The organism is Streptococcus infantis, from assembly GCF_047465185.1.
Classification (GTDB): Bacteria; Bacillota; Bacilli; order Lactobacillales; family Streptococcaceae; genus Streptococcus; species Streptococcus infantis_O.
This window is the reverse complement of record NZ_JASHAJ010000001.1, coordinates 410,177-432,695: the sequence shown is the minus strand read 5'-3', so window position 1 is coordinate 432,695 and position 22,519 is coordinate 410,177. Positions and strand designations below refer to the sequence as shown.

Annotated in this window: 24 protein-coding genes; 5 read left to right on the top strand and 19 right to left on the bottom strand. The window is 38.3% G+C overall.

Translation table 11 applies throughout. The features are described 5' to 3' along the window. Nucleotides 1–264, bottom strand: coding sequence for a phosphocarrier protein HPr (locus tag QM382_RS02165; protein ID WP_000146947.1), 264 nt, complete (start codon nt 262–264; stop codon nt 1–3). A 360-nt stretch (nt 265–624) separates the two neighbouring features. Between QM382_RS02165 and nrdH the strand changes: the two genes are divergently transcribed. The 4 genes from nrdH (at nt 625) to QM382_RS02145 (ending at nt 5,070) form a co-directional block, all read left to right on the top strand. Further along, nucleotides 625–843: a glutaredoxin-like protein NrdH gene (nrdH, locus tag QM382_RS02160; protein WP_004253610.1), complete on the top strand. Its 219-nt coding sequence runs from the start codon at nt 625–627 to the stop codon at nt 841–843. Nucleotides 844–912: 69 nt separating this feature from the next. Beyond that, nucleotides 913–3,072, top strand: coding sequence for a class 1b ribonucleoside-diphosphate reductase subunit alpha (nrdE, locus tag QM382_RS02155; protein WP_006148572.1), 2,160 nt, complete (start codon nt 913–915; stop codon nt 3,070–3,072). Nucleotides 3,073–3,209: 137 nt separating this feature from the next. Continuing rightward, entirely contained in the window at nt 3,210–4,172 is a 963-nt protein-coding gene (gene nrdF, locus QM382_RS02150; RefSeq protein ID WP_006148574.1) for a class 1b ribonucleoside-diphosphate reductase subunit beta, read from the top strand. Nucleotides 4,173–4,302: 130 nt separating this feature from the next. Beyond that, nucleotides 4,303–5,070 (top strand): DeoR/GlpR family DNA-binding transcription regulator, encoded by a 768-nt coding sequence (locus QM382_RS02145; RefSeq protein ID WP_414272275.1) that lies wholly within the window; start codon nt 4,303–4,305, stop codon nt 5,068–5,070. Nucleotides 5,071–5,126: 56 nt separating this feature from the next. Here the strand turns inward: QM382_RS02145 and lacD are convergent, their stop codons facing one another. The 18 genes from lacD to eno all read right to left on the bottom strand — a co-directional run bounded on the left by lacD (nt 5,127) and on the right by eno (nt 21,910). After that, nucleotides 5,127–6,107, bottom strand: a complete 981-nt coding sequence (gene lacD, locus QM382_RS02140) for a tagatose-bisphosphate aldolase (RefSeq protein WP_414272274.1) — start codon at nt 6,105–6,107, stop codon at nt 5,127–5,129. Nucleotide 6,108: 1 nt separating this feature from the next. Continuing rightward, nucleotides 6,109–7,038: a tagatose-6-phosphate kinase gene (locus tag QM382_RS02135; RefSeq protein ID WP_414272273.1), complete on the bottom strand. Its 930-nt coding sequence runs from the start codon at nt 7,036–7,038 to the stop codon at nt 6,109–6,111. Nucleotides 7,039–7,048: 10 nt separating this feature from the next. Further along, entirely contained in the window at nt 7,049–7,564 is a 516-nt protein-coding gene (gene lacB / locus QM382_RS02130) for a galactose-6-phosphate isomerase subunit LacB (RefSeq protein ID WP_001216925.1), read from the bottom strand. A gap of 29 nt (nt 7,565–7,593) precedes the next feature. After that, nucleotides 7,594–8,019: a galactose-6-phosphate isomerase subunit LacA gene (lacA, locus tag QM382_RS02125; protein WP_006148584.1), complete on the bottom strand. Its 426-nt coding sequence runs from the start codon at nt 8,017–8,019 to the stop codon at nt 7,594–7,596. Between the two features lie 262 nt (nt 8,020–8,281). Continuing rightward, the gene (locus QM382_RS02120) at nt 8,282–9,175 is read right to left on the bottom strand and encodes an aldose 1-epimerase family protein (RefSeq protein ID WP_414272272.1); all 894 of its coding nucleotides are present in this window, start codon (nt 9,173–9,175) and stop codon (nt 8,282–8,284) included. Between the two features lie 95 nt (nt 9,176–9,270). Continuing rightward, nucleotides 9,271–10,746, bottom strand: coding sequence for a PTS galactitol transporter subunit IIC (locus QM382_RS02115; RefSeq protein ID WP_036757541.1), 1,476 nt, complete (start codon nt 10,744–10,746; stop codon nt 9,271–9,273). Between the two features lie 44 nt (nt 10,747–10,790). Then, nucleotides 10,791–11,096 (bottom strand): PTS sugar transporter subunit IIB, encoded by a 306-nt coding sequence (locus tag QM382_RS02110; protein ID WP_006148587.1) that lies wholly within the window; start codon nt 11,094–11,096, stop codon nt 10,791–10,793. Between the two features lie 41 nt (nt 11,097–11,137). Beyond that, nucleotides 11,138–11,614, bottom strand: a complete 477-nt coding sequence (locus QM382_RS02105; protein WP_006148588.1) for a PTS sugar transporter subunit IIA — start codon at nt 11,612–11,614, stop codon at nt 11,138–11,140. A 186-nt stretch (nt 11,615–11,800) separates the two neighbouring features. After that, the gene (locus tag QM382_RS02100) at nt 11,801–12,412 is read right to left on the bottom strand and encodes a hypothetical protein (protein ID WP_036757544.1); all 612 of its coding nucleotides are present in this window, start codon (nt 12,410–12,412) and stop codon (nt 11,801–11,803) included. 73 nt (nt 12,413–12,485) lie between these two features. After that, entirely contained in the window at nt 12,486–14,309 is a 1,824-nt protein-coding gene (lepA, locus tag QM382_RS02095; protein ID WP_414272271.1) for a translation elongation factor 4, read from the bottom strand. 81 nt (nt 14,310–14,390) lie between these two features. Further along, entirely contained in the window at nt 14,391–15,119 is a 729-nt protein-coding gene (locus tag QM382_RS02090; protein ID WP_414272270.1) for a metallophosphoesterase family protein, read from the bottom strand. Continuing rightward, on the bottom strand, nt 15,120–16,787 hold the full coding sequence (gene recN / locus QM382_RS02085) for a DNA repair protein RecN (protein ID WP_414272269.1): 1,668 nt from the start codon (nt 16,785–16,787) through the stop codon (nt 15,120–15,122). It lies immediately after the preceding gene. Nucleotides 16,788–16,793: 6 nt separating this feature from the next. Then, nucleotides 16,794–17,225: an arginine repressor gene (locus QM382_RS02080; protein ID WP_006148593.1), complete on the bottom strand. Its 432-nt coding sequence runs from the start codon at nt 17,223–17,225 to the stop codon at nt 16,794–16,796. After that, on the bottom strand, nt 17,218–18,033 hold the full coding sequence (locus tag QM382_RS02075; protein WP_414272268.1) for a TlyA family RNA methyltransferase: 816 nt from the start codon (nt 18,031–18,033) through the stop codon (nt 17,218–17,220). Before QM382_RS02075 ends, QM382_RS02080 begins: the two co-directional genes overlap by 8 nt. Next, nucleotides 18,026–18,901: a polyprenyl synthetase family protein gene (locus QM382_RS02070; protein ID WP_049496418.1), complete on the bottom strand. Its 876-nt coding sequence runs from the start codon at nt 18,899–18,901 to the stop codon at nt 18,026–18,028. The genes QM382_RS02075 and QM382_RS02070 overlap by 8 nt, the downstream gene beginning before the upstream one ends. After that, nucleotides 18,898–19,110 (bottom strand): exodeoxyribonuclease VII small subunit, encoded by a 213-nt coding sequence (locus tag QM382_RS02065; protein ID WP_178894958.1) that lies wholly within the window; start codon nt 19,108–19,110, stop codon nt 18,898–18,900. Before QM382_RS02065 ends, QM382_RS02070 begins: the two co-directional genes overlap by 4 nt. Beyond that, a complete protein-coding gene (xseA, locus tag QM382_RS02060; RefSeq protein ID WP_414265328.1) occupies nt 19,088–20,428 on the bottom strand; it encodes an exodeoxyribonuclease VII large subunit in 1,341 nt (446 codons plus the stop codon). Before xseA ends, QM382_RS02065 begins: the two co-directional genes overlap by 23 nt. Nucleotides 20,429–20,605: 177 nt before the next feature. Beyond that, a complete protein-coding gene (gene eno / locus QM382_RS02055) occupies nt 20,606–21,910 on the bottom strand; it encodes a surface-displayed alpha-enolase (protein WP_414272267.1) in 1,305 nt (434 codons plus the stop codon). Between the two features lie 163 nt (nt 21,911–22,073). On the opposite strand from eno, the gene QM382_RS02050 reads away from it, so the two are divergent. After that, nucleotides 22,074–22,517 carry a DUF1694 domain-containing protein gene (locus tag QM382_RS02050; RefSeq protein ID WP_049496428.1) on the top strand — a complete coding sequence of 148 codons (444 nt, stop codon included), beginning with the start codon at nt 22,074–22,076 and terminating at the stop codon, nt 22,515–22,517. The last annotated feature ends 2 nt before the right edge of the window (nt 22,518–22,519 follow it).

The following is a 22,519-nucleotide window of genomic DNA, read 5'->3' as shown; positions in this document are numbered from 1 at the left end:
TTATGCCAATCCTTCTTTTTCCATTGTTTCTGAGATAGCAGCGATAGCATCATCAGCGTCTGCACCTTCAGCACTGATCGTAACGTCAGCACCTTGACCAACACCAAGGCTCATAACACCCATGATAGATTTAAGGTTAACTGATTTACCTTTGTACTCAAGAGTAATATCTGAAGCAAATTTGCTAGCAGTTTGTACCAACAATGTTGCTGGACGTGCGTGAATACCTGTTTCTGCCACTACGTGGAAATCTTTAGAAGCCATAATTTGACTCTCCTTTAAATGTTTTCTTTTTGAGTTATATCTGATAACCCTTACAATTTGGTATTATATCACCTTCTAGGATTTTTTTCAAGTATTTTATGGGATTTCTTCTTTTTCCTTTCAGATAACTTGCTGAAAATCTTCTATTTTATGTATCAAAATACATCATATAGTTTTTTAAAATTTTAACATTTAGAAAACGCTGTTATTTATGGGTTTGATTTTTTACAATCACTATATATTGTGTTCGGATAACTCTCATCTGAAAAAAATCTACAATATTTAGTTTTTCTTCGTTGACAAAGATTTTTTTTCTGATATACTTAAGAAGTAATTAAATTTTGAAAGAGGAGTTACAGAATGGTAACCGTTTATTCTAAAAACAATTGTGTTCAATGTAAAATGACCAAACGATTCTTAGATAGTAACAAAATCGCATATCGCGAAATCAATCTTGATGAACAACCTGAATTTATTGAACAAGTTAAAGAGCTAGGCTTCAGCGCTGCTCCTATCATTCAAACACCAACTGAAGTTTTCTCTGGTTTCCAACCAGCAAAACTTAAAGAACTTGCTTAAGTATCAGGATTAAAAGCTTCTATGTCAATCTTAGAAGCCTTTCTTTTGTAATGAATTAAAGGAAATTTTATGGGATTAAAACAACTTGAGGACGTAACTTACTTCCGTCTAAATAATGAAATCAACCGTCCTGTTAATGGACAAATCATGCTTCACAAAGATAAAGAAGCTTTGGACGCTTTCTTTAAAGAAAATGTTGTACCAAATTCTATGGTTTTTGATTCTATCACTGATAAAATCGATTACCTTATTAAACAAGACTATATCGAAACAGCTTTTATCAAGAAATATCGTCCAGAATTCTTAGAAGAGCTTTACCAATTTATTAAGGATCAAAACTTCCAATTCAAGTCTTTCATGGCAGCATACAAGTTTTACAATCAATATGCCTTGAAAACTAATGACGGAGAGTACTATCTTGAGAGCATGGAAGACCGTGTCTTCTTTAACGCTCTTTACTTTGCTGATGGTGACGAAGCTATCGCAATTGATATTGCCAATGAAATCATCCACCAGCGTTACCAGCCAGCTACACCTTCTTTCTTGAATGCAGGCCGTGCACGTCGTGGTGAATTGGTATCCTGTTTCTTGATTCAGGTAACAGATGATATGAACTCTATTGGACGTTCTATCAACTCAGCTCTTCAACTTTCACGTATCGGTGGTGGTGTCGGAATTTCCCTCAGCAACCTTCGTGAAGCTGGAGCACCTATCAAAGGGTATGAAGGGGCTGCTTCTGGTGTCGTACCAGTTATGAAGCTTTTCGAAGATAGCTTCTCTTACTCTAACCAACTAGGTCAACGTCAAGGGGCTGGGGTTGTTTACCTTAACGTCTTCCACCCAGACATTATTGCTTTCCTTTCTACTAAGAAAGAAAATGCTGATGAAAAAGTTCGTGTCAAGACTCTTTCACTTGGTGTTGTGGTACCAGATAAATTCTACGAATTAGCACGTAAGAATGAGGAAATGTACCTTTTCAGCCCATACTCTGTAGAAAAAGAGTATGGCGTACCTTTCAACTATATCGATATCACAGAAAAATACGATGAGTTGGTAGCAAATCCAAACATCCGTAAGACAAAAATTAAGGCCCGTGATTTGGAAACAGAAATTTCTAAATTGCAACAAGAATCTGGCTATCCTTACGTAGTAAATATTGATACAGCTAACCGCGCAAACCCTGTCGATGGTAAGATTATCATGAGTAACTTGTGTTCAGAAATTCTTCAAGTCCAAGAGCCAAGTCTTATCAACGATGCGCAAGAATTCCTTCAAATGGGTACTGATGTTTCATGTAACCTTGGTTCAACCAACGTTGTAAATATGATGACATCACCTGACTTTGGACGTTCTATTCGTGCAATGGTTCGCGCTTTGACCTTTGTAACAGATAGCTCTCACATCGTTGCTGTTCCAACTATTGACCACGGAAATAGCCAAGCTCATACATTTGGACTTGGTGCCATGGGGCTTCACAGCTATCTTGCTCAGCAATTAATCGAATATGGATCTCCTGAGTCTGTTGAATTTACAAGCATCTACTTTATGCTTTTGAATTACTGGACTTTGGTAGAATCAAACAATATTGCGCGTGAACGTGGCATTACCTTCCACAACTTTGAGAAGTCAGACTATGCAAATGGTACTTATTTCGATAAGTATACGTCTGGTCAATTTGTTCCAAAATCTGATCGTGTTAAAGAACTATTTGAAGGAATCTTTATCCCGTCTGCAGCTGATTGGGCTGAACTTCGTGATAAAGTTAAAGCAGATGGACTTTACCACCAAAACCGTCTTGCTGTAGCGCCGAATGGTTCTATCAGCTACATCAATGACGTGTCTGCTTCTATCCACCCAATTACTCAGCGTATTGAAGAACGTCAAGAGAAGAAGATTGGTAAGATTTACTATCCTGCTGCAGGATTATCAACTGAAACTATTCCTTACTACACTTCTGCCTATGACATGGATATGCGTAAAGTAATCGATGTCTATGCTGCTGCAACTGAGCACGTAGACCAAGGGCTCTCACTTACTCTCTTCATGCGTAGTGATATCCCAACAGGTCTTTATGAATGGAAGAAAGAGAACAAACAAACAACACGTGACCTATCTATCCTTCGTAACTACGCCTTTAACAAGGGCATTAAGTCTATCTACTACGTTCGTACCTACACAGATGACGGCGGTGAAGTTGGTGCTAACCAATGTGAAAGCTGTGTGATTTAAAATCTCACTAAAATCTTGTTTACAAAGATAAGGTAACATCAAAAAGTCGGAGTACCGACTTTTTGTGCGGTAACCCAATCACACAAGGCTAGAATATTCATCACTATTTTAATAAAATCAAAAGAAAGAGATTTGTAATGGAAACTTACTACAAAGCCATTAACTGGAATGCCATTGAAGATGTCATCGATAAATCAACATGGGAAAAACTAACCGAACAATTTTGGTTGGATACACGTATTCCCTTATCTAATGACTTAGATGACTGGAGAAAGTTATCAAATCAAGAAAAAGACTTGGTAGGAAAAGTCTTTGGCGGTTTGACACTTTTGGATACCATGCAGTCTGAAACAGGGGTAAATGCTCTTCGCGCTGATATTCGTACTCCTCACGAAGAAGCTGTTTTTAACAACATCCAATTTATGGAATCTGTCCACGCTAAATCTTATTCTTCTATTTTCTCAACCTTGAATACCAAGACTGAGATTGAAGAAATCTTTGAATGGACTGATACAAACCCATATCTTCAGAAAAAGGCACAAATCATCAATGAGATTTACCTTAACGGAACACCACTTGAAAAGAAAGTCGCTAGTGTATTCCTTGAAACCTTCCTCTTCTACTCTGGTTTCTTCACTCCACTCTACTATCTAGGAAATAACAAGTTGGCAAACGTTGCTGAAATCATCAAACTTATCATTCGGGACGAGTCAGTTCACGGAACATATATTGGTTATAAATTCCAACTTGGTTTCAACGAATTACCAGAAGAAGAGCAAGAAAAGTTAAAAGACTGGATGTACGACCTGCTCTACACTCTTTATGAAAATGAGGAAGGTTATACAGAGAGTTTATATGATGGTGTTGGTTGGACTGAAGAGGTTAAAACTTTCCTTCGCTACAATGCCAATAAAGCTCTTATGAACCTAGGACAAGATCCTCTCTTCCCAGACTCAGCTGATGATGTAAACCCAATTGTTATGAACGGGATTTCAACTGGTACATCAAACCACGACTTCTTCTCTCAAGTTGGTAACGGATATCTACTTGGTGAAGTTGAAGCTATGCAGGACGATGATTATAACTACGGATTAGACTAATTAAAAAATATAAAAACATCTGAGTTAAAAACAAACACAGATGTTTTTTGTTTTTGTTTAGTTTTGTTTTCTTTAAGTTGCTTAGATGTTTAAAATATGATAAAATGATAGTGGATATGGGGGTGATTCAATGCTAAAACAAGAAAAACTAGATGTGATTTTAGAGATTGTCAATACAAGAGGAACCATCACAGTCAAAGAAATAATGAATCGTTTAGATATTTCTGATATGACTGCTCGACGTTATCTACAAGAATTAGCTGACAAAGATCTACTTGTTCGAGTTCATGGAGGTGCCGAAAAGCTTCGTTCTGGTTCTTTTTTGGCAAATGAACGCTCTAACGTCGAAAAACAAGGTTTACAAATCGCCGAGAAACAAGAAATTGCTCGCTTTGCTGGCCATTTAGTTGAAGAAAGAGAAACCATCTTTATCGGTCCTGGGACTACTCTCGAATTCTTTGCTCGCGAACTTCCAATTGATAATATTCGCGTTGTGACAAATAGTCTTCCAGTTTTCATTATCTTGAATGAACGAAAATTGACTGATTTAATTTTAATTGGTGGGAATTATCGAGAAATCACTGGTGCCTTTGTCGGAACCTTAACGCTCCAAGATATCGAAAGTCTTCAATTCTCTAAAGCTTTTGTTAGTTGCAATGGTATAAAAGATCATGCTATCGCTACTTTTAGCGAAGATGAAGGCGAAGTCCAAAAGCTAGCATTAAATAATGCTAATAAAAAGATTCTTCTTGCTGACCACAGTAAATTTAATAAGTTTGATTTTTATACTTTCTATAACATTGCTGATATTGATACAATTATTTCAGATTCAAAACTTAGCCAAGAAACCCTAAAAACTTTGTCAAAACAAACAAAGATTATTAAATCGACACCTTAAAAAGTCTCACCATTGGTGAGACTTTTTTTATTTTTGTAATGATATCAAAGTGGAGTTTACACACGTTCAGTCCATGAAGTTGCTGTTGTTTTAAGAACTTTGTTGAGTTCATCAATGTTCTCAAAACCAGTTGTACGAAGCCATTCGCGAGCTGCTGCTTCTCCGTCTTTGATGTATGCTTCAACTGAACCTGCCCATGTTGCACGTCCGCAAAGAACACCATTGAAGTTTGCACCTGATTCGTGCGCAAATACAAGAGTTTCTTGGAAGAGCTTAGCTGATACACCTGCACTCAAGTAGATGTATGGCAAGTTAGTAGCTTCATCTTGAGCTTTAAAGAAGTCTGCTGCTTCTTCACGTGTATGAACGATTTCGCCATCGCCAAATCCTTCAACGTATTTGACGTTAACTGGAACTTCCACTTTCAAGACATCAATGTTAAAGCGTGGGTCTGAGAAGACCTTCATAGCACCGATAACCTTGCGTGGTTTTACTTTAGCGTATTCGGCAGAACCTGCGTCCGCAATCTTTTCATCGTAAGCCAAGATTTCAAGGAAGAATGGAATGTCTTCAGCTACACACTCAGAACCAATACGTTCAATGTAGGCTTGTTTTTGTTGGTTAAGTTCGTCAGAGCTATCTACGTCATAGTAAAGCAAGAACTTAACAGCATCTGCACCTTGTTCCTTGATACGTTTTGCAGACCAAACGTCCAAGCAGTCTGGCAAGCGTTTTGTACTTGTTGTATCGTATCCTGTTTTTTCATAAGCAAGAAGAAGACCTGCATTTGGATCAAGAGCTTTTGTAGCTGGAAGTCCGTACTCAGGGTCAAGTAGCATTGATGAAGCATATTTAGTCAACTCATCTGCCACTAATACTTTAAGTTCTTCCATTTGAGCTACTGTTGGCTCTTCTGTTTGGTATTGAGCCATAAGGCGTTTCAAAGCACCACGTTGGTCAAAAGCAAGGGCTGAGATGATACCATTCTCATCTGAGAGTTTTTGCAAGCAAGCGCGTTTATTTTCTGTTAAAACCATTTTATACCTCTTTTACAATTAATTGGTCATATAGACCTTGATAGTTAGCCATATTGACATGACCGGTCATTTTTTCTTGAGCATTAAGCATACCAAGGACATTAGCCTTAGTCAAGAGTTCTTGATCAGATTCTTTATGAAAAAGACCTGAAGAAATCCCTGCTACTGTAGAATCACCCGAACCAACTGGGTTTACAACTTGGATTCTTGGAATATCTACTTTATAGAATGTATCACCGTGTTTTGCAAAGGCACCATTAGCGCCTAATGAAACGATAATCCACTCGATTCCATCAAATAGTGGTTCTTGAAGAACTTCTTTTAGCTCATCCAAGTCTTTAGAAATTTCTCTTCCTAAAAGTTGAGACAACTCTTCATTATTTGGTTTGATAACTGTTGGTTTATGTGGAGATTCAAGAACCGCCTGAAGTGAAGCTCCTGAACAGTCCAAGACAACAGGTTTACCAGCTTGGTTAGCAAGTTCAACCAGACTAGCATAATAATCCACTGGAAGTCCTGCAGGTAGACTACCTGAAATAGCCACTACCTCTACAGTCTCTAAAAGTTCTTTGAAATGAGCCAAGAAATCTTGACCTTCTTTTTCTTGAACTTCAGGACCTTTTTCTAGGATTTCTGTTTGGTTTTCTCCATGTAGAATTGCGATACAGTTACGGGTTTCACCTTGAATAGAGAAGAAACGTTTGCTTACTTTATCATCAATATTTTCTACTAAAAAATCACCAAGTTTACCACCGACAAGTCCTGTTGCGACTACGGAGTCACCAAATTCCGATAGGACACGAGTAACGTTAAGACCTTTACCACCAGCCGTTTTAGTGACATCCACCACACGGTTGACAGTGTCGATTTTCAGTTCATCCAAAGGATAGGAAATATCAATGGATGGGTTCATTGTGACTGTTAAAATCATAAGTCACCTCTTAGTCGTGGTATTCACCACGATCCCATTTTTCAAGGAACTCTGTAAAGAAGTTGGCATCAGTTTGATGATCGTTATGAGTTTCAACGTGTTGGATTTTAGCGATCAATTTTTTGTTTTCTTCTGATGGTTTGTATTCAGCGTTGATGAAAGCTTCAATGATATCACACATGAGCAATTCACCAGTGATTTTACCACCAAATCCGATTACGTTGGCATTCAATTGTTCTTTTGCATATAAAGCTGTTGTCATATCGCGAACCAAAGCAGAACGAACACCAGGAACCTTGTTAACAGCATTATTGATACCTACACCAGTACCACAGATACATACACCAAGATCAGCTTGGCCACTAACTACTGCTTCACCAACTTTTTTACCAAAGATTGGATAGTGGGTACGAGCGTGGTCATAAGTACCAAAGTCGATAACTTCATGTCCTTTTGATTTCAAAAATTCTGAAACAGCCATTTTTTCATTTGTTACGATGTGGTCACATCCGATTGCAATTCTCATTTTATCTTACCTTTCTTTCAATATCAAAATTAGCACATTTTGTTCAACATGTCGACCCTGATTTGGTGACGACCGCCGTCGTATTTACCATTTACAAAGCCTTTAGCAATGTTTTTAGCCAATTCATCACCTACAAGTTGAGCACCCATCGTAATCATACGTGAGTTGTTGTGACCGCGAGTCATATAAGCTGAACGTTCATCAGATACTTCTGCAGCAACCATTCCTTTGATTTTAGTAGCAACCATAAACGGACCTGCACCATAAGCATCAATGACGATACCAAGGTTTTGTTCTTCTTTCTTAACTTCTTCCGCAACCGCAAGAGTTACATCAACGAAGTCTTGACCTTCTGCTGTAACATCCACTACGTGGAAGTTTTCTTTTTCCAAGAAGTCTTTTACAACTTCTTTCAATCTTAAACCTGCAGCATCTGCACCAATAACAATAGCCATATTGTATACTCCTTTTTTATAATAGACCAGTAAAACTTTCTGATTCTAGCCTAAAAGAGACCTTTCTCAAATAGTTACTAGTAGTTTTGTTGACAATAATTTAAATTAAGAACAAATGTCTTATTCGTTTCTTAATAAGTTTTTTCAGAGAAAAAACAGAACAGTAATCTTGTTAAAATAAACACAAATTGTTCTTTATAAACATAATATACTACTATTAGTTGGAAAAGTCAACAATTTATGTTTGTTTTTGTTTATTTTTTTATAAAATTTCGATATCGAAACCAAGCTGTTCAAAACGGCCAGGTTTCAAAATTTTAACATCTTTCTTATCTTCCAGTCGATCTCCTTCTTCTATTGAAGTAGACAAACCTGACCATGGTTCCAAGGCAATAAAAGGCCCTTTATTAAGAGTTGACCATACAATTAAATATGGAAACTCTTTAAAATGTAGTTTTAAACCCTTATCATGTTTTCGTGAACGCAAAGCTACTGTGCGAGATTCCAACTCATCTAATGTCACAGCATCATAGCTAAAGAAGTCATAATTCAAGTCTATTTCTTTTTGTTTGTTTAACCAAGAACTTCTATCTTTGAAATCCAACATTCCTGTTTCTGGGAAAGGTTTTGGAACTGTACATGTTTCTGGCTTTTCAAATTCAAGATAGTAATCCTCATACACTTCACCATCTAATAATGGACAGTTAAAACCAGGATGCCCACCAATAAAATATGGCATACTCTTTTCTAATTCTTTATTATAGACTTTATACTGAGTACGTATGGTTTTCCCAGTCACTGTATAAGTGATTTCTAAACGAAAATGATAAGGGTAATTTTCATACATTTCTTCATCGTCTTCAATAGCGAATTTAACAGAATTATCTGTTTGTTCTACTAATGTAAAATCTTTTTTTCTTACTAAGCCATGTCGAGGGATTTTTCCTTCTTTTTGACTACCATCTTCCTTATCATAAAGGACCGTATCATTTCTTACTGAACCACATATTGGGAATAATACGGGTGCTTGCCCACTCCAATAAGTTGGATCCCCCTGCCACAAATACTCTACATCATCTTTATCTTTTATAGAGGATAGAGCTCCTCCAAGTGTTTGAAACTCAACATTTAATTGATCTGATTTTAATACAATCATAAGTCTTACCTCCAATTTTCTAAAAAAACTAGGCTGACTGCTTCATAGTGGAAACTGACAACCTAGTTTTTACAATTTACATTTTTAGGAGCAAATTATTTTGCGTTTGCTGCGTATTCTTCGTTACGTTTGATCATTTGTTTTCTGTACCATGCGAAAATACCGATATAGAAAGTAAGGAAGATTACTGCACCAATAATTGCTTTGATATCACCTGTTGTAGTGTTACCAATTGTCCAACCAAGAAGTTTTTCGATTGGTCCTTCAAGTGTTGAGTGAGTGATCAATTGAGTTTGGCTCACACCTTCTGGGAAGGCACCTACACTTTTAGCAAGATCTGTTGCAAATGGTGCGATAAGTGTACCTGAAAGAAGGAAGAGTGGCAACAATAGTGTTCCGAAGATAATCATACGGAGCAATTTACCACGAGTAACTACCAAGAGAGCTGGAGTTACACCCATTGCGATGATACCAGCAAGTGGCAAGATACCATTTCCGACATTTGAAAGAAGCACTGCTTCAATCAACATGATTGGTGCAAGTACGTTGGCACAAGCCCAGATTTCAGCACGACCAGCGATAAATGGCCAGTCAAGACCGATGTTGAATTTACGTCCTTGAAGACGTTTAGTAGCAACGTTTGTAATACCTTGTGAAAGTGGTTCTACGGCTGCGATGAACCATGAACCGATCAATGAGAAGAGCTCCAAGCAGACACCGGCAGTCAAACCAAGTGACAACCAACCTTTAATAACTAGTTCCCATTTATCAGCACCTTCAACACCAGCAACTGGATGTGGAGTTCCCATCAAACCGATAACGATACCAAGAATGAAACCGATGAAGAATTTAGATCCCCAGAAACCGATTCTCTTATTCAATTTTGCAGCGTCAAAGTCATATTTATCAAGACCTGGGAAGAATTTATCAAAAATCTTATCCAATACCATGATAACTGGGTTCATCATGTAGTTCATGTGAGTTGAAGTCATTGGTGATGAACTTGGTGCATTAAGAAGATCGTCGAATGTTGGTTTCATCAAGTCAGAGTTAATAATTTTAAGAACCCCTACAAGAACAACTGCTGCAGTCGCGATGAAAAGAGAAACCCCTTGACCAACTCCACTCTTGTCAGCATACCATTTAATCAAAAGACCTGTGATAGACAAGTGCCAGATATCGAAGATATCAACGTCAAGTGTGTCTGTTTTCTTCATTGCAAGCATTACAATGTTGACAATCAACATAACTAGCAAGAAGTATAGAGTCCATGCAGATCCCCAAGTGATTGTAGCAAGTGGTGCCCAACCAACATCGGTGATGGTCAATTGAATACCAGTATTTTCAACGAATTTTGCAAGTGAAGCTGAGAAAGCTCCGTTAAGCATTCCGATGATAGCACCGATACCAGTAAGTGCGATGGCAAGTTTGATACCACCTTCAAGTGCTTTGGAGAATTTAACTCCGAAAAGCAAAGCCAATACTGTCAAAATGATCAGCATGATGATTGGGCCACCCATAGCCAAGATTGGTTTAAAGAAATCGTTAGCTAGATTGATAATGAAATCCATAATTTTTCCTCCCTTTATTTTTATGGAAAATTACAAAATAATAATTAACTTAATCCGTGTTCTTTGATTGCTGCTTCAATATTGTCATAGACTGGAGCGCTCATTGCTGGAATACGGAACAAGATTGGTCCAGCTTCTACTACTGGGATACCAGGGTCAAAACCTAAGTCTGTTGCAGCAATTGGTGTGAAGATATCATAACCTTTAATCAAGTCTTCGTTGACATCTTTAACCATAACTGCGTCACACTGTACGTCGTATCCACGGTTAGATAGCTCTTCTTCTAGAGCGCTTTTAATTTGGTGGCTTGAGTTAACACCTGCACCACATGCAGCAAGAATTTTAATCATTTGGATTTCCTCCGTTTTATAGTTACTATTTATTTATGAATTTAAGCAGTTGCTTCTGAGATATACTGGAACAATGCTTCTGGTTCTGTAATCTTAGAAAGTGCTTCTAGATGACCATTACCTGTAAAGAAGTCCATCAATTGAGCAAGAATATTTGTTTGACTCGAACTTGAATTATTGATGATAAAGAAGAGTAATGATACTTCTACTTCCTTGTCAGGAGCAATCATGTTGTGGAATGTTACTGGTTTCGCTAAGCGAACCACAACAACGTTTTCAGTTAAATTATGAATCGTGTCTGTGTGAGGGATTGCTACATTCGGCAAGTCCTTCCCAAGAAATTCCATATCTAAACCGGTTGGGAACATTTTTTCACGTTCAATCAATGCCGATCGATAGGTATCCGTAACAACTTTCTTTTCTTCCAATAGGGTCGCAACTTGATCAAATAGTTGCTCTTGATTATCTGCTTCTAAACAAAAAACTAAGTCTTTGCTGAAGAAATGATCTAATCCCATGACCTTCTCCCTTCATATTTAACTTTTATGATACAAGTATAACACTATATGAAACCGTTGTCAATATTTTTTTGTTGTATTTTGTTTGATTTTTATTTTTTTTGTTTGATTTTAAACAGCAAATAATTTTAAATAGTTTTAAAAAAAGATAGAAAAAAACAGGACATACATCCTGTTTTTTTTATATTAATTATTTTTCGTAGTCCAACTTTGTTCAATCAATGGAAGCATATCCTTCAACACTTCAGGTGTTCCTTCTAGAGAAACGTATCTAAACTTACCATCGTCTGATTTAAAGATCCAGATCACTAGATATTTACCATTTTTAGCAATACAGTTTACGACATAGGCGTCATAACCACCAATTTTTGACTTAGATCCCCAAACTTTAGAGAAATCCTTGCTTTGTTGTTTAGTTTGATAAACACTAGTAGAGACTTGAACAGCATCAAGAGCAGCATATTCACTTTCACTAACACCAAGGTGCTCTGGTTTAAAAGTATTTAGGGTTACGATATTGATGTCCGTTCCATCACAGTACTGAATATCATCACCACCCTCAACTTCTGTAAAATGAATCCATGATTTTGGCACTTTTACGTAGCCATAAGCATCTGACCCAATTACCTGTGTATCTTTAATTGTTGATTCGGCTACAGTTGTTGTTTCTTGAGCAGTGGTAGTTTCCTGGACTGTTGTTGTATCTGAGGCTACTTCTTTTTTAGATTTTGAAGTATTACAAGCAGCGAGGCAAAGGCAACACACTAAAAGTGTAGATAAGCTGACGATTTTTTTCATAATCCTTCTCCTTTCACTTCTATTCTAATGAATGAAAAGATAAGTGTCAAAAGATAACTGTATTAGGAATCAATTATTCTTCATCCATACTCAAGACACTTAGGAAGGCTTCTTGAGGAACTTCTACTGATCCGATAGCTTTCATACGCTTTTTACCAGCCTTTTGTTTTTCAAGAAGTTTACGTTTACGCGAAACATCTCCTCCATAACATTTGGCAAGAACGTTTTTACGAAGAGCTTTGATATCTGTACGAGCTACAATCTTGTGTCCAATAGCTGCTTGGATTGGAACTTCAAACTGTTGACGTGGAATGATTTTCTTGAGTTTATGAACGATGAGTTTCCCACGTTCATAAGCAAAGTCCTTGTGAACGATAAAGCTGAGTGCATCCACCTTGTCTCCATTGAGAAGGATATCCATTTTCACTAGCTTAGATGGGCGATACTCTGACAGTTCATAGTCAAAACTTGCATAGCCACGTGTTGAAGATTTGAGCTTGTCAAAGAAATCAAAGACAATTTCAGCAAGTGGAATTTGGTAGATAACATTCACACGATTATCATCGATATAGTCCATCGTCACAAAGTCACCACGTTTGCGCTGAGCTAGTTCCATAACAGCTCCTACAAATTCCTGTGGTACCATGATTTGTGCTTTAACATAAGGTTCTTCAATGGTCACAATTTTGGTTGGGTCTGGAAACTCAGATGGATTCGATACATCCATAGACTCTCCATCAGTCTGATTTACTTTGTAGATAACAGATGGAGCAGTCATGATCAAGTCAATGTTGAACTCACGTTCCAAACGTTCCTGAATAACATCCATATGAAGGAGACCCAAGAATCCACAACGGAAACCGAATCCAAGAGCTTGCGATGTTTCGGGTTCAAACTGAAGACTAGCATCGTTCAACTGCAATTTTTCAAGGGATTCACGAAGGTCATTGTATTTATTTGACTCGATTGGATAAAGACCTGCGAAAACCATCGGATTCATCTGCTTGTATCCAGATAGGGGTTCTGAAGCAGGGTTTGCCGCCAAGGTAACTGTATCACCGACACGAGTATCTTGAACAGTCTTGATAGATGCTGCAATATAACCAACGTCACCTGTTGCAAGGAAGTCACGTCCTACTGCTTTGGGTGTGAATATTCCGACCTCAGTAACATCAAAGGTTTTACCATTGCTCATGAGCTGAATCTTATCACCTGGCTTCACAACTCCATCCATGACACGTACTTGGAGGATAACGCCACGATAAGCATCGTATACTGAGTCAAAAATCAAAGCTTTTAATGGTGCTGATACATCACCAGTTGGTGCTGGAACTTTTTCTACAATTTGCTCTAAAATATCTTCAATTCCAATCCCAGCTTTTGCTGAAGCTAATACAGCCTCACTAGCATCCAGACCGATGACATCTTCAATTTCTGTACGCACGCGCTCTGGATCTGCAGCAGGCAAGTCAATCTTGTTAATAACTGGAAGGATCTCCAAATCATTATCCAAAGCAAGGTAAACGTTAGCTAATGTTTGAGCCTCAATCCCTTGAGCAGCATCGACAACCAAAATGGCGCCCTCACAGGCAGCTAGAGAACGTGATACCTCATAAGTGAAGTCCACGTGTCCTGGTGTATCAATCAGGTGGAAAATATAGGTCTCGCCGTCTTTGGCAGTATAATTTAGCTCGATGGCATTCAGTTTGATAGTAATCCCACGCTCTCTCTCAAGGTCCATACTATCTAGAAGCTGAGCTTGCATTTCACGACTAGAAACCGTCTCTGTAGCCTCCAAAATACGGTCTGCCAATGTTGACTTCCCATGGTCAATATGCGCGATAATGGAAAAGTTTCGGATCTTCTCCTGACGTTTTTTCAATTCTTCTAAATTCAAGATTCTCTTCCTTTCAGGGTATCTATTAATTATAAATTGTTTTTATGTTTTTGACAAGACCATAATACCCTGTAGAGAGTATTAATCTTCAGCAACAAAGCCGTCATTTTCGATGAAATAGTGGTCTGTCATACCTTGGTCAGTAAAGACAATTCCATGAAGGACACCACCATAGACAGCTCCTCCATCCATTCCGATTTTTCCATCTTCTGTCATCCAAAGTTCTGCAGTTCCTGGTTTTTGATCCAAAAGTCCGTAGACTGGTGTATGACCAAAAACAATTGTTTTTCCTGTATGATTAACTGCTTCGTGGAATGGTTTTCTGAGCCAGACTTTCTTGTAATCTGTAGTTTCATGCCAATCATCCAAGGTTAAATCAATTCCCGCATGAACAAAGATATACTGATTTGTTTCAATCACAAATGGCATTTGTCGGATAAAAGCAACCAAGTCTGCTGCTTCAGTTTCTACACGCTTAGCATCTGCTACTCCATCTACTGGTGCATCCAGTGGACGCCCCAAAATAGAATTAATAGTTGTATCCCCACCATTACGACGATAGTGGTCATAGCTTTCTTCAGGATTATCCAACCAAGTTAAAAACATGTACTCGTGATTTCCTGAAATGCAAATCGCTCCTTGATTTTCTACCAAGTCCTTGACCATTTCAAGAACACGTCGACTATCTTCTCCTCTATCAATCAAATCTCCAAGAAAGAGTAATTGTGTCTTACCATCCCATGTTTTTAGAAGGTCTTCAAGCATTCCTGCTTTCCCATGGACATCTCCAATAACATAATAGTCTGTCATTTATTTCTCCTTACTTTGTAACAATTCTCTCGCTTGACTAAGTGCTGCTTCAGTCACATTTTCACCAGCCAACATTTTGGCAACTTCTTCCACCCTTTCTTCAACTGTCAACAAGCGAACTGTTGAAACAGTTGAATGGTCATTACTTATCTTTTCAATAAAGAACTGATAATCTGCGATCGCAATGACTTGAGGAAGATGAGATATAGCTAATACTTGACCATTCTGACCAATTTTATGAATCTTTTGAGCGATTGCTTGAGCTACACGACCTGAAACTCCTGTGTCCACTTCATCGAATACAATACTGGTCTTACCTTCCTTACGAGAAAAAGCAGACTTAATGGCCAACATGAGGCGAGACAACTCTCCTCCAGAAGCTACTTTAACCAATGGTTTAAAGTCTTCTCCAGGGTTGGTGGAGATGTAAAATTCAACACTTTCATTTCCTTCACGAGTAAACTTACCTTTAGTAAATTGAACCTGAAACTGAGCTTTCTCCATATAGAGGTCTTTGAGTTCTTGCTGAATCTCAATTTCTAATTGTTGAGCTAAGTTATGTCGAGCAGATGCAAGCTTACTTGCTAGGTCAACTAGACTTACTTCCAACTTTTTGAGTTCTGCTTCCATATCATCTGAAGATAAATGATTGCCAGTCAAAAGGCTGTATTCTTCTGTGATTTTAGCAAAGTACATCAAGACATCGTCAACATTCCCACCATACTTACGTGTAATGGCGTGAATGAGATCTAAACGGCTTTCAATCTGCATGAGACGATTACCGTCGAAATCAAGACTTTCAATAATATCCTCTAAACGTTTAGTAACATCTTCTAGAACATAATAAGATTCAGATATGGAAGTAGAAATTTCACGATATTCTACATCATACTCTTCTATACTTTCCATATCATTCATAGCTGAACGCACGTTAGCTAGACTTGAAAATTCTTCATTATCTAACATTGTATAAGCATTAGTCAACGTATCAGCAATATTTTTATGATTTAGAAGTTTATCTCGTTCTTGGTTTAGTTTGAGGTCTTCACCTGGCTGTAAGGACGCAGATTCAATTTCAGCCATCTGAAATTCCAACATTTCAATACGAGCCCTGTGCTCTTCTTGATTTTTCTTAATCTCAAGAAGTTGCTTACGCATTTTACGATAAGCATCAAAGTTTGTCTGATAGGCTTGCTTCAGTTCCAGAAAATCTGCATCACCAAACCCATCTAGCATCTGAATGTGCAATTGGGGACGCATTAACTCTTCTTGATCATGTTGGCCATGGATATCCACAAGATACTGTCCAATTGAGCGAAGAACAGATAGATTAACCATCTGTCCATTGACACGACTAACACTACGCCCGTTTTGTAAAATTTCACGACGGATGATGATTTCATCGCCTAACTCCAGACCTTGCTCATCAAAAATCTCTTGTAAAGCTCGACTATTTTCAATTGAGAAAAGACCTTCGATTTCAGCCTTAGGAGCACCATGACGAATGACGTCCATTGTAGCTCTTGCTCCCAGCATCATATTCATGGCATCGATGATGATAGATTTCCCAGCACCGGTTTCACCCGTCAGAACTGTCATTCCCTTCTCAAAATTAAGTGAAATAGCCTCAATGATGGCAAAGTTTTTAATTGAAATTTCAAGTAACATAAGGTCCTACCATTTTTTAACTTGTTCAACAATCTCTATAGCTGCTTCTTCAGTTCGCGCCACAATTAAAATTGAGTTGTCATCTGCTAAACAGCTAAAAATCATATCCGAAAATGTTTGAGTCAATTGACTTTTTACAAAAATTGTATTCCCAGGAATAACATCTAAATTAATGAGATTCCCCATTCTTTCGAAACTTTCGATATTGTTCTCAGCTAACTGTAAACTTTTAACTACTGACTTTGGTAATTCATAGACATATGTATTATCTTTCAAAGGAATTTTTACAATCCCTAATTCTTTGATATCACGTGAAACAGTTGCTTGAGTGGCAGAAATCCCTGCTTCTCTCAAATGTTCAACGATTTCTTCTTGTGTGCCGATTTGATAATCAGTCACAAATCTTCTAATCTTTTCAAGTCTTTCTTTTTTATTCATCTTTAAACTCTCTATGTGCTTTTTCTACTACTTTTTCTATTTCAGAAACTACTTGGTTGCTTGCATGTTCTTCTTTACGTAAATAAGCAAGAAACTCAATATTCCCATGTCCACCTTGAATAGGAGAGAAATCCAATCCTGAGACTGAGAATCCTTCATCAACTGCCATTTTAGTAACTGATTCTAAAACATTTTGGTGAACTTTGGCATCTCTGATAATTCCATTTTTACCAATCTGTTCTCGGCCTGCTTCAAACTGTGGTTTTATGAGTGCAACAACTTCCCCTTGGTCGACCAGTATTCTATGTAGAGCCGGTAAAATGAGACTCAAAGAAATAAAACTCACATCGATACTTGCAAAAGATGGCTCTTGTTCAAAATCAGCCTTTTCAGCATAACGAAAGTTAAATTGCTCCATGCTGATAACACGTGAATCTTGGCGTAATTTCCAGGCTAGCTGATTGGTCCCAACATCCACAGCATAGACAAGCTTAGCACCATTTTGCAACATGACATCGGTAAAGCCACCCGTAGATGCTCCGATGTCAATGGTCGTTTTGCCTTCAACTGATATGTCAAATTTTTCTAAAGCTTTCTCAAGTTTCAAGCCGCCTCGGCTCACATACTTGAGTTTCTCACCCTTGAGTTTTAATTCAGTATCATCAGGAATTTTTTCTCCTGGTTTATCAAAACGCTCACCATTAAGGACTGCAATCACTAATCCAGCCATTACGCCCCGCTTAGCCTGTTCTCTTGTTTCAAATAAACCTTGTTTGTAGGCAAGTACATCTACTCTTTCCTTAGGCATTGATTCTCAAACTTTCTACTATTTTTACAATTGGTTCTTTATCAAAGTCAACTAATTGGCTAATCACGTCTAACTTTTCATTAGCCTGATCCAAAGTTCGGTTACAAAAAACTTTTGCCTCATCCAATCCTAACAAAGCAGGATAGGTTGATTTCTCAGCTTGCAAATCTTTTTGTGGTGTTTTACCAATTTCCTCAAAACTAGCAGTAACATCAAGGATATCATCTCTCACTTGAAAAGCAAGCCCAATCAGCTCTCCAACTGTTTTCAACTGTTTTTGAAGATTTTCATCCAATCCTGCAATAATTCCTGCCGCTTGAAAAGGGAAGGCTAAGAGTTTACCCGTTTTATTAGCATGGATGGTCTGAAGTTCTTCTAGGTTTAAATGTTTACCTTCACCTTCCATATCCAAAACTTGGCCAGCGACCATCCCCATACTTCCAGAAGAAAGGGACAAAGAAGCTATTAAATCTACCTTAATTTCGTTTGGCAAGTCTCCTTGCGCTATCAAAGCATAAGGATCTAAAAAGAGGGCATCTCCTGCTAAAATTGCTAGTGCTTCACCAAACTTCTTATGGTTGGTTAAACGCCCACGACGAAAATCATCATCATCCATAGCAGGAAGATCATCATGAATTAAACTTCCTGTGTGAATCATCTCAAGCGCCGCTGCAACCTGTGCATGAGCTGGTGTAATAGACACCTGCAAAGACTCCAAAACTTCTAAAAGCAGATAAGGACGGATTCTTTTACCACCTGCATGAATAGAATAGAGAACAGCTTCTCTGAGATTAGCTGCTAATTGCTGATCTCCATAAAACTCCTCAAGAGCTGACTCAACCTTAGCTAATTTTTTTTGCTTGTTCATAGAAGTTCGCTTTCTGTTCCATCTTCTTGCATGACTTTAACCAAGGTCTTTTCTGCTTTATCAAGTGTTGCTTGCAATTCTTTTGAAAGAACCATTCCTTTTTGAAATGCAGTAATAGCATCTTCTAAAGCAATTTCACCATTTTCTAAACTCTGAACAATAGTCTCAAGTTCTGCTAAATTTTCCTCAAATTTCTTCTGTTTTGACATCTTTAACCTCTAATTCTACCTGACCATCTCGCATCATCAACATCACCTGGTCATTTTTTTTCAAATCATTTGCTGAAGATACCACGGTATCCTCTTTTTTAACAATCGCATAACCCCTTGCTACGATACGACTAGTATCTAACATGAGTAGCGCTTCTGACAAACGTTTCACTTCAGCGACCTTGGCATCATAGATCACAGCCATCTGGCTACGCATTAATTTCTGTAACTGTTGAATACGATCTTGGTAGCGCTGAATCTTGACATTTGGCGATAATTGCTCCAAACGGTGAATTTGAGCTTGAACCTTCTGTTGATTTCTAACTAATTCACCATTCAATCCCTGCTTCAGTCGAAGTACTAACTGATCCAAGCGTTGCAGATATCCATCATATAAACGCTCTGGTTGCCTGAAGATGACTGATTGACTAAGCCCTCTCAAGGCTTCTTTTTTCTTTGATAAAGTATTTTGTACAGCAGTAGCCATTCGTTTCTCTTGATTTTTAAGGTAGGTCAGTAGATCTAACTTAGTCACAGGTGTAGCTAACTCTGCTGCAGCAGTTGGTGTTGCTGCTCTCTTGTCGGCAACAAAATCAGCCAAGGTTACATCTGTTTCGTGGCCCACACTTGAAATAATCGGTAAACGAGATTCAAAGATAGAACGCACTACAATCTCTTCGTTAAAAGCCCAAAGATCCTCAATTGATCCACCACCACGACCAATGATAAGAACATCCAAGTCTTCTCGTTCATTAGCTCTAGCAATGTTACGGGCAATCTCCTCTGCTGCCCCTTCGCCTTGTACCTTGGTAGGATATAAAACAATCTCAACCCCTGGGAAACGTCTGCTAACGGTAGTAATAATATCCTGTATAACAGCACCACTACGACTAGTTACAACCCCGATACGTTTTGCAAACTGAGGGATTGCTTGTTTAAAGCGTTCTTGAAAAAGGCCTTCTTCTGATAATTTCTTTTTTAATTGTTCGAACTGAATCGCAAGAGCCCCTACGCCATCAGGCTCTGCCTTTTCAATGATGATAGAGTAGCTCCCACTTGGTTCATAGACTTGGACACGACCGATAACATTGATCTTCATCCCTTCTTCCAAATCAAAACCTAGTTTCTGATAAATACCTGACCAAATAGTCGCTTGGATTACAGCTCGATCATCTTTTAGAGAAAAATATTGATGAGTTGGACGCTTCCGGAAGTTAGAAACCTGACCAGTTAAATAGACCCTCTCCAAGTATGGGTCTTTATCGAATTTCATTTTCAGATACTTAGTCAAAGTTGTTACCGATAAATACTTTTCCATCTCAACCTCCTTCTTTCTCTAGTTTTTCCTGGGTATTATTATACCAAAAAACCGTTTAAAAATCTCTCATTTCACCTCTAGAATACGAAAACAAGACTGGATTTCTTTGAGCTTGTCTTATAATATACAAAAGCCCTTGGAAAAATCCAAGGGCTTTCATTAGTTCACTGAACTAGATTATTTTTTCAAGTTGTAGAATGATTTCAATCCACGGTATTCAGCTACTTCACCAAGTTGATCTTCGATGCGAAGCAATTGGTTGTATTTAGCGATACGGTCTGTACGTGAAAGTGAACCAGTCTTGATTTGTCCTGCGTTTGTTGCAACTGCGATGTCAGCGATTGTTGAATCTTCAGTTTCACCTGAACGGTGTGATACAACGGCAGTGTAACCAGCTTCTTTCGCCATTTCGATAGCGTCGAATGTTTCAGTAAGAGTACCGATTTGGTTAACTTTGATAAGGATTGAGTTAGCAGCACCTTCTTCGATACCACGTGAAAGGTAGTCAGTGTTTGTTACGAAGAAGTCGTCACCAATCAATTGAACTTTACCACCAAGACGTTCAGTAAGAGCTTTCCAACCGTCCCAGTCGTTTTCGTCCATACCATCTTCGATAGTGATGATTGGGTATTTGTTTACCAATTCTTCAAGGTAGTCGATTTGTTCAGCAGCAGTACGGACAGCAGCTCCTTCACCTTCGAATTTAGTGTAATCGTAAACTTTGCGTTCTTTATCGTAGAATTCTGATGATGCACAGTCAAATCCGATAAATACATCTTTACCTGGAACATAACCAGCAGCTTCGATAGCAGCAAGGATTGTTTCTACACCATCTTCAGTTCCGTCGAAACGAGGAGCAAATCCACCTTCGTCACCTACGGCAGTTTCCAAACCACGTGATTTAAGGATTTTCTTAAGTGCGTGGAAGATTTCAGCACCCCAACGAAGAGCTTCTTTGAATGTAGGTGCACCAGCAGGTACGATCATGAATTCTTGGAAAGCGATTGGAGCATCTGAGTGAGATCCACCATTGATGATGTTCATCATTGGAGTTGGAAGAACTTTAGTGTTGAATCCACCAAGATAGCTGTAAAGTGGGATTTCAAGGTAGTCAGCAGCAGCGCGGGCTACAGCGATAGACACACCAAGGATTGCGTTTGCACCCAATTTACCTTTGTTAGGAGTACCGTCAAGAGCGATCATAGCACGGTCGATAGCTTGTTGGTCACGTACATCGTAGCCGATAATTGCTTCAGCAATGATGTTGTTAACGTTGTCAACAGCTTTTTGTGTACCAAGACCACCGTAACGAGATTTGTCACCGTCGCGAAGTTCAACTGCTTCGTGTTCACCAGTAGAAGCTCCTGATGGAACCATACCACGTCCGAAAGCACCTGATTCAGTGTAAACTTCTACTTCAAGTGTTGGGTTACCGCGTGAGTCTAGGACTTCGCGAGCGTAAACATCAGTAATAATTGACATTTTTTACTCTCCTTTGAGTTAAATTATTTTACACCTCTATGATACATCAAAAAGATACCTTTTTCAAGAAAAAACGTTATCTTTGTGCAAATTTTCCTTAACTTTGTTAAGTAATCGCTTTCTTTTCCGCCTTATCTATAGACTTTTATGATATACTATATTTATGACTGATATATCTAAACAAATATTAGAAAAAGCCAATGGTGGACTTAAGTTAAATCCAGACGAACAAAGACGTTTTCTTGGTACCTTTGAAGAACGTGTTCTTGGCTACGCTGAACTCGCTACTGCGAATGATGTCAAATTTCAAAAGGCATTTTTAACAATTTTAGAGACTTTTAAAAAAGAAACCGAACCTCTATTTGTCAAAATTTCTCCTCAAGTAGTATTTGACAAACAGGTCTATTATTTAAAACAAGCCAAAGATGCTGACTGCCAAGCAACTATCGTTTCTGAAGATCATAACTCTTCTCCTTTTGGACTGGTTATCCATAGCGATGTTCCGGTTCAAACAAGTGAAAAAGACCTCAGAAAGGCCTTTTCAGACTTGTGGCAAGAGAAAGAGACGAAAGTCCCTACTTCTCTCTGGAAAAAATGGTTTGGTTAACT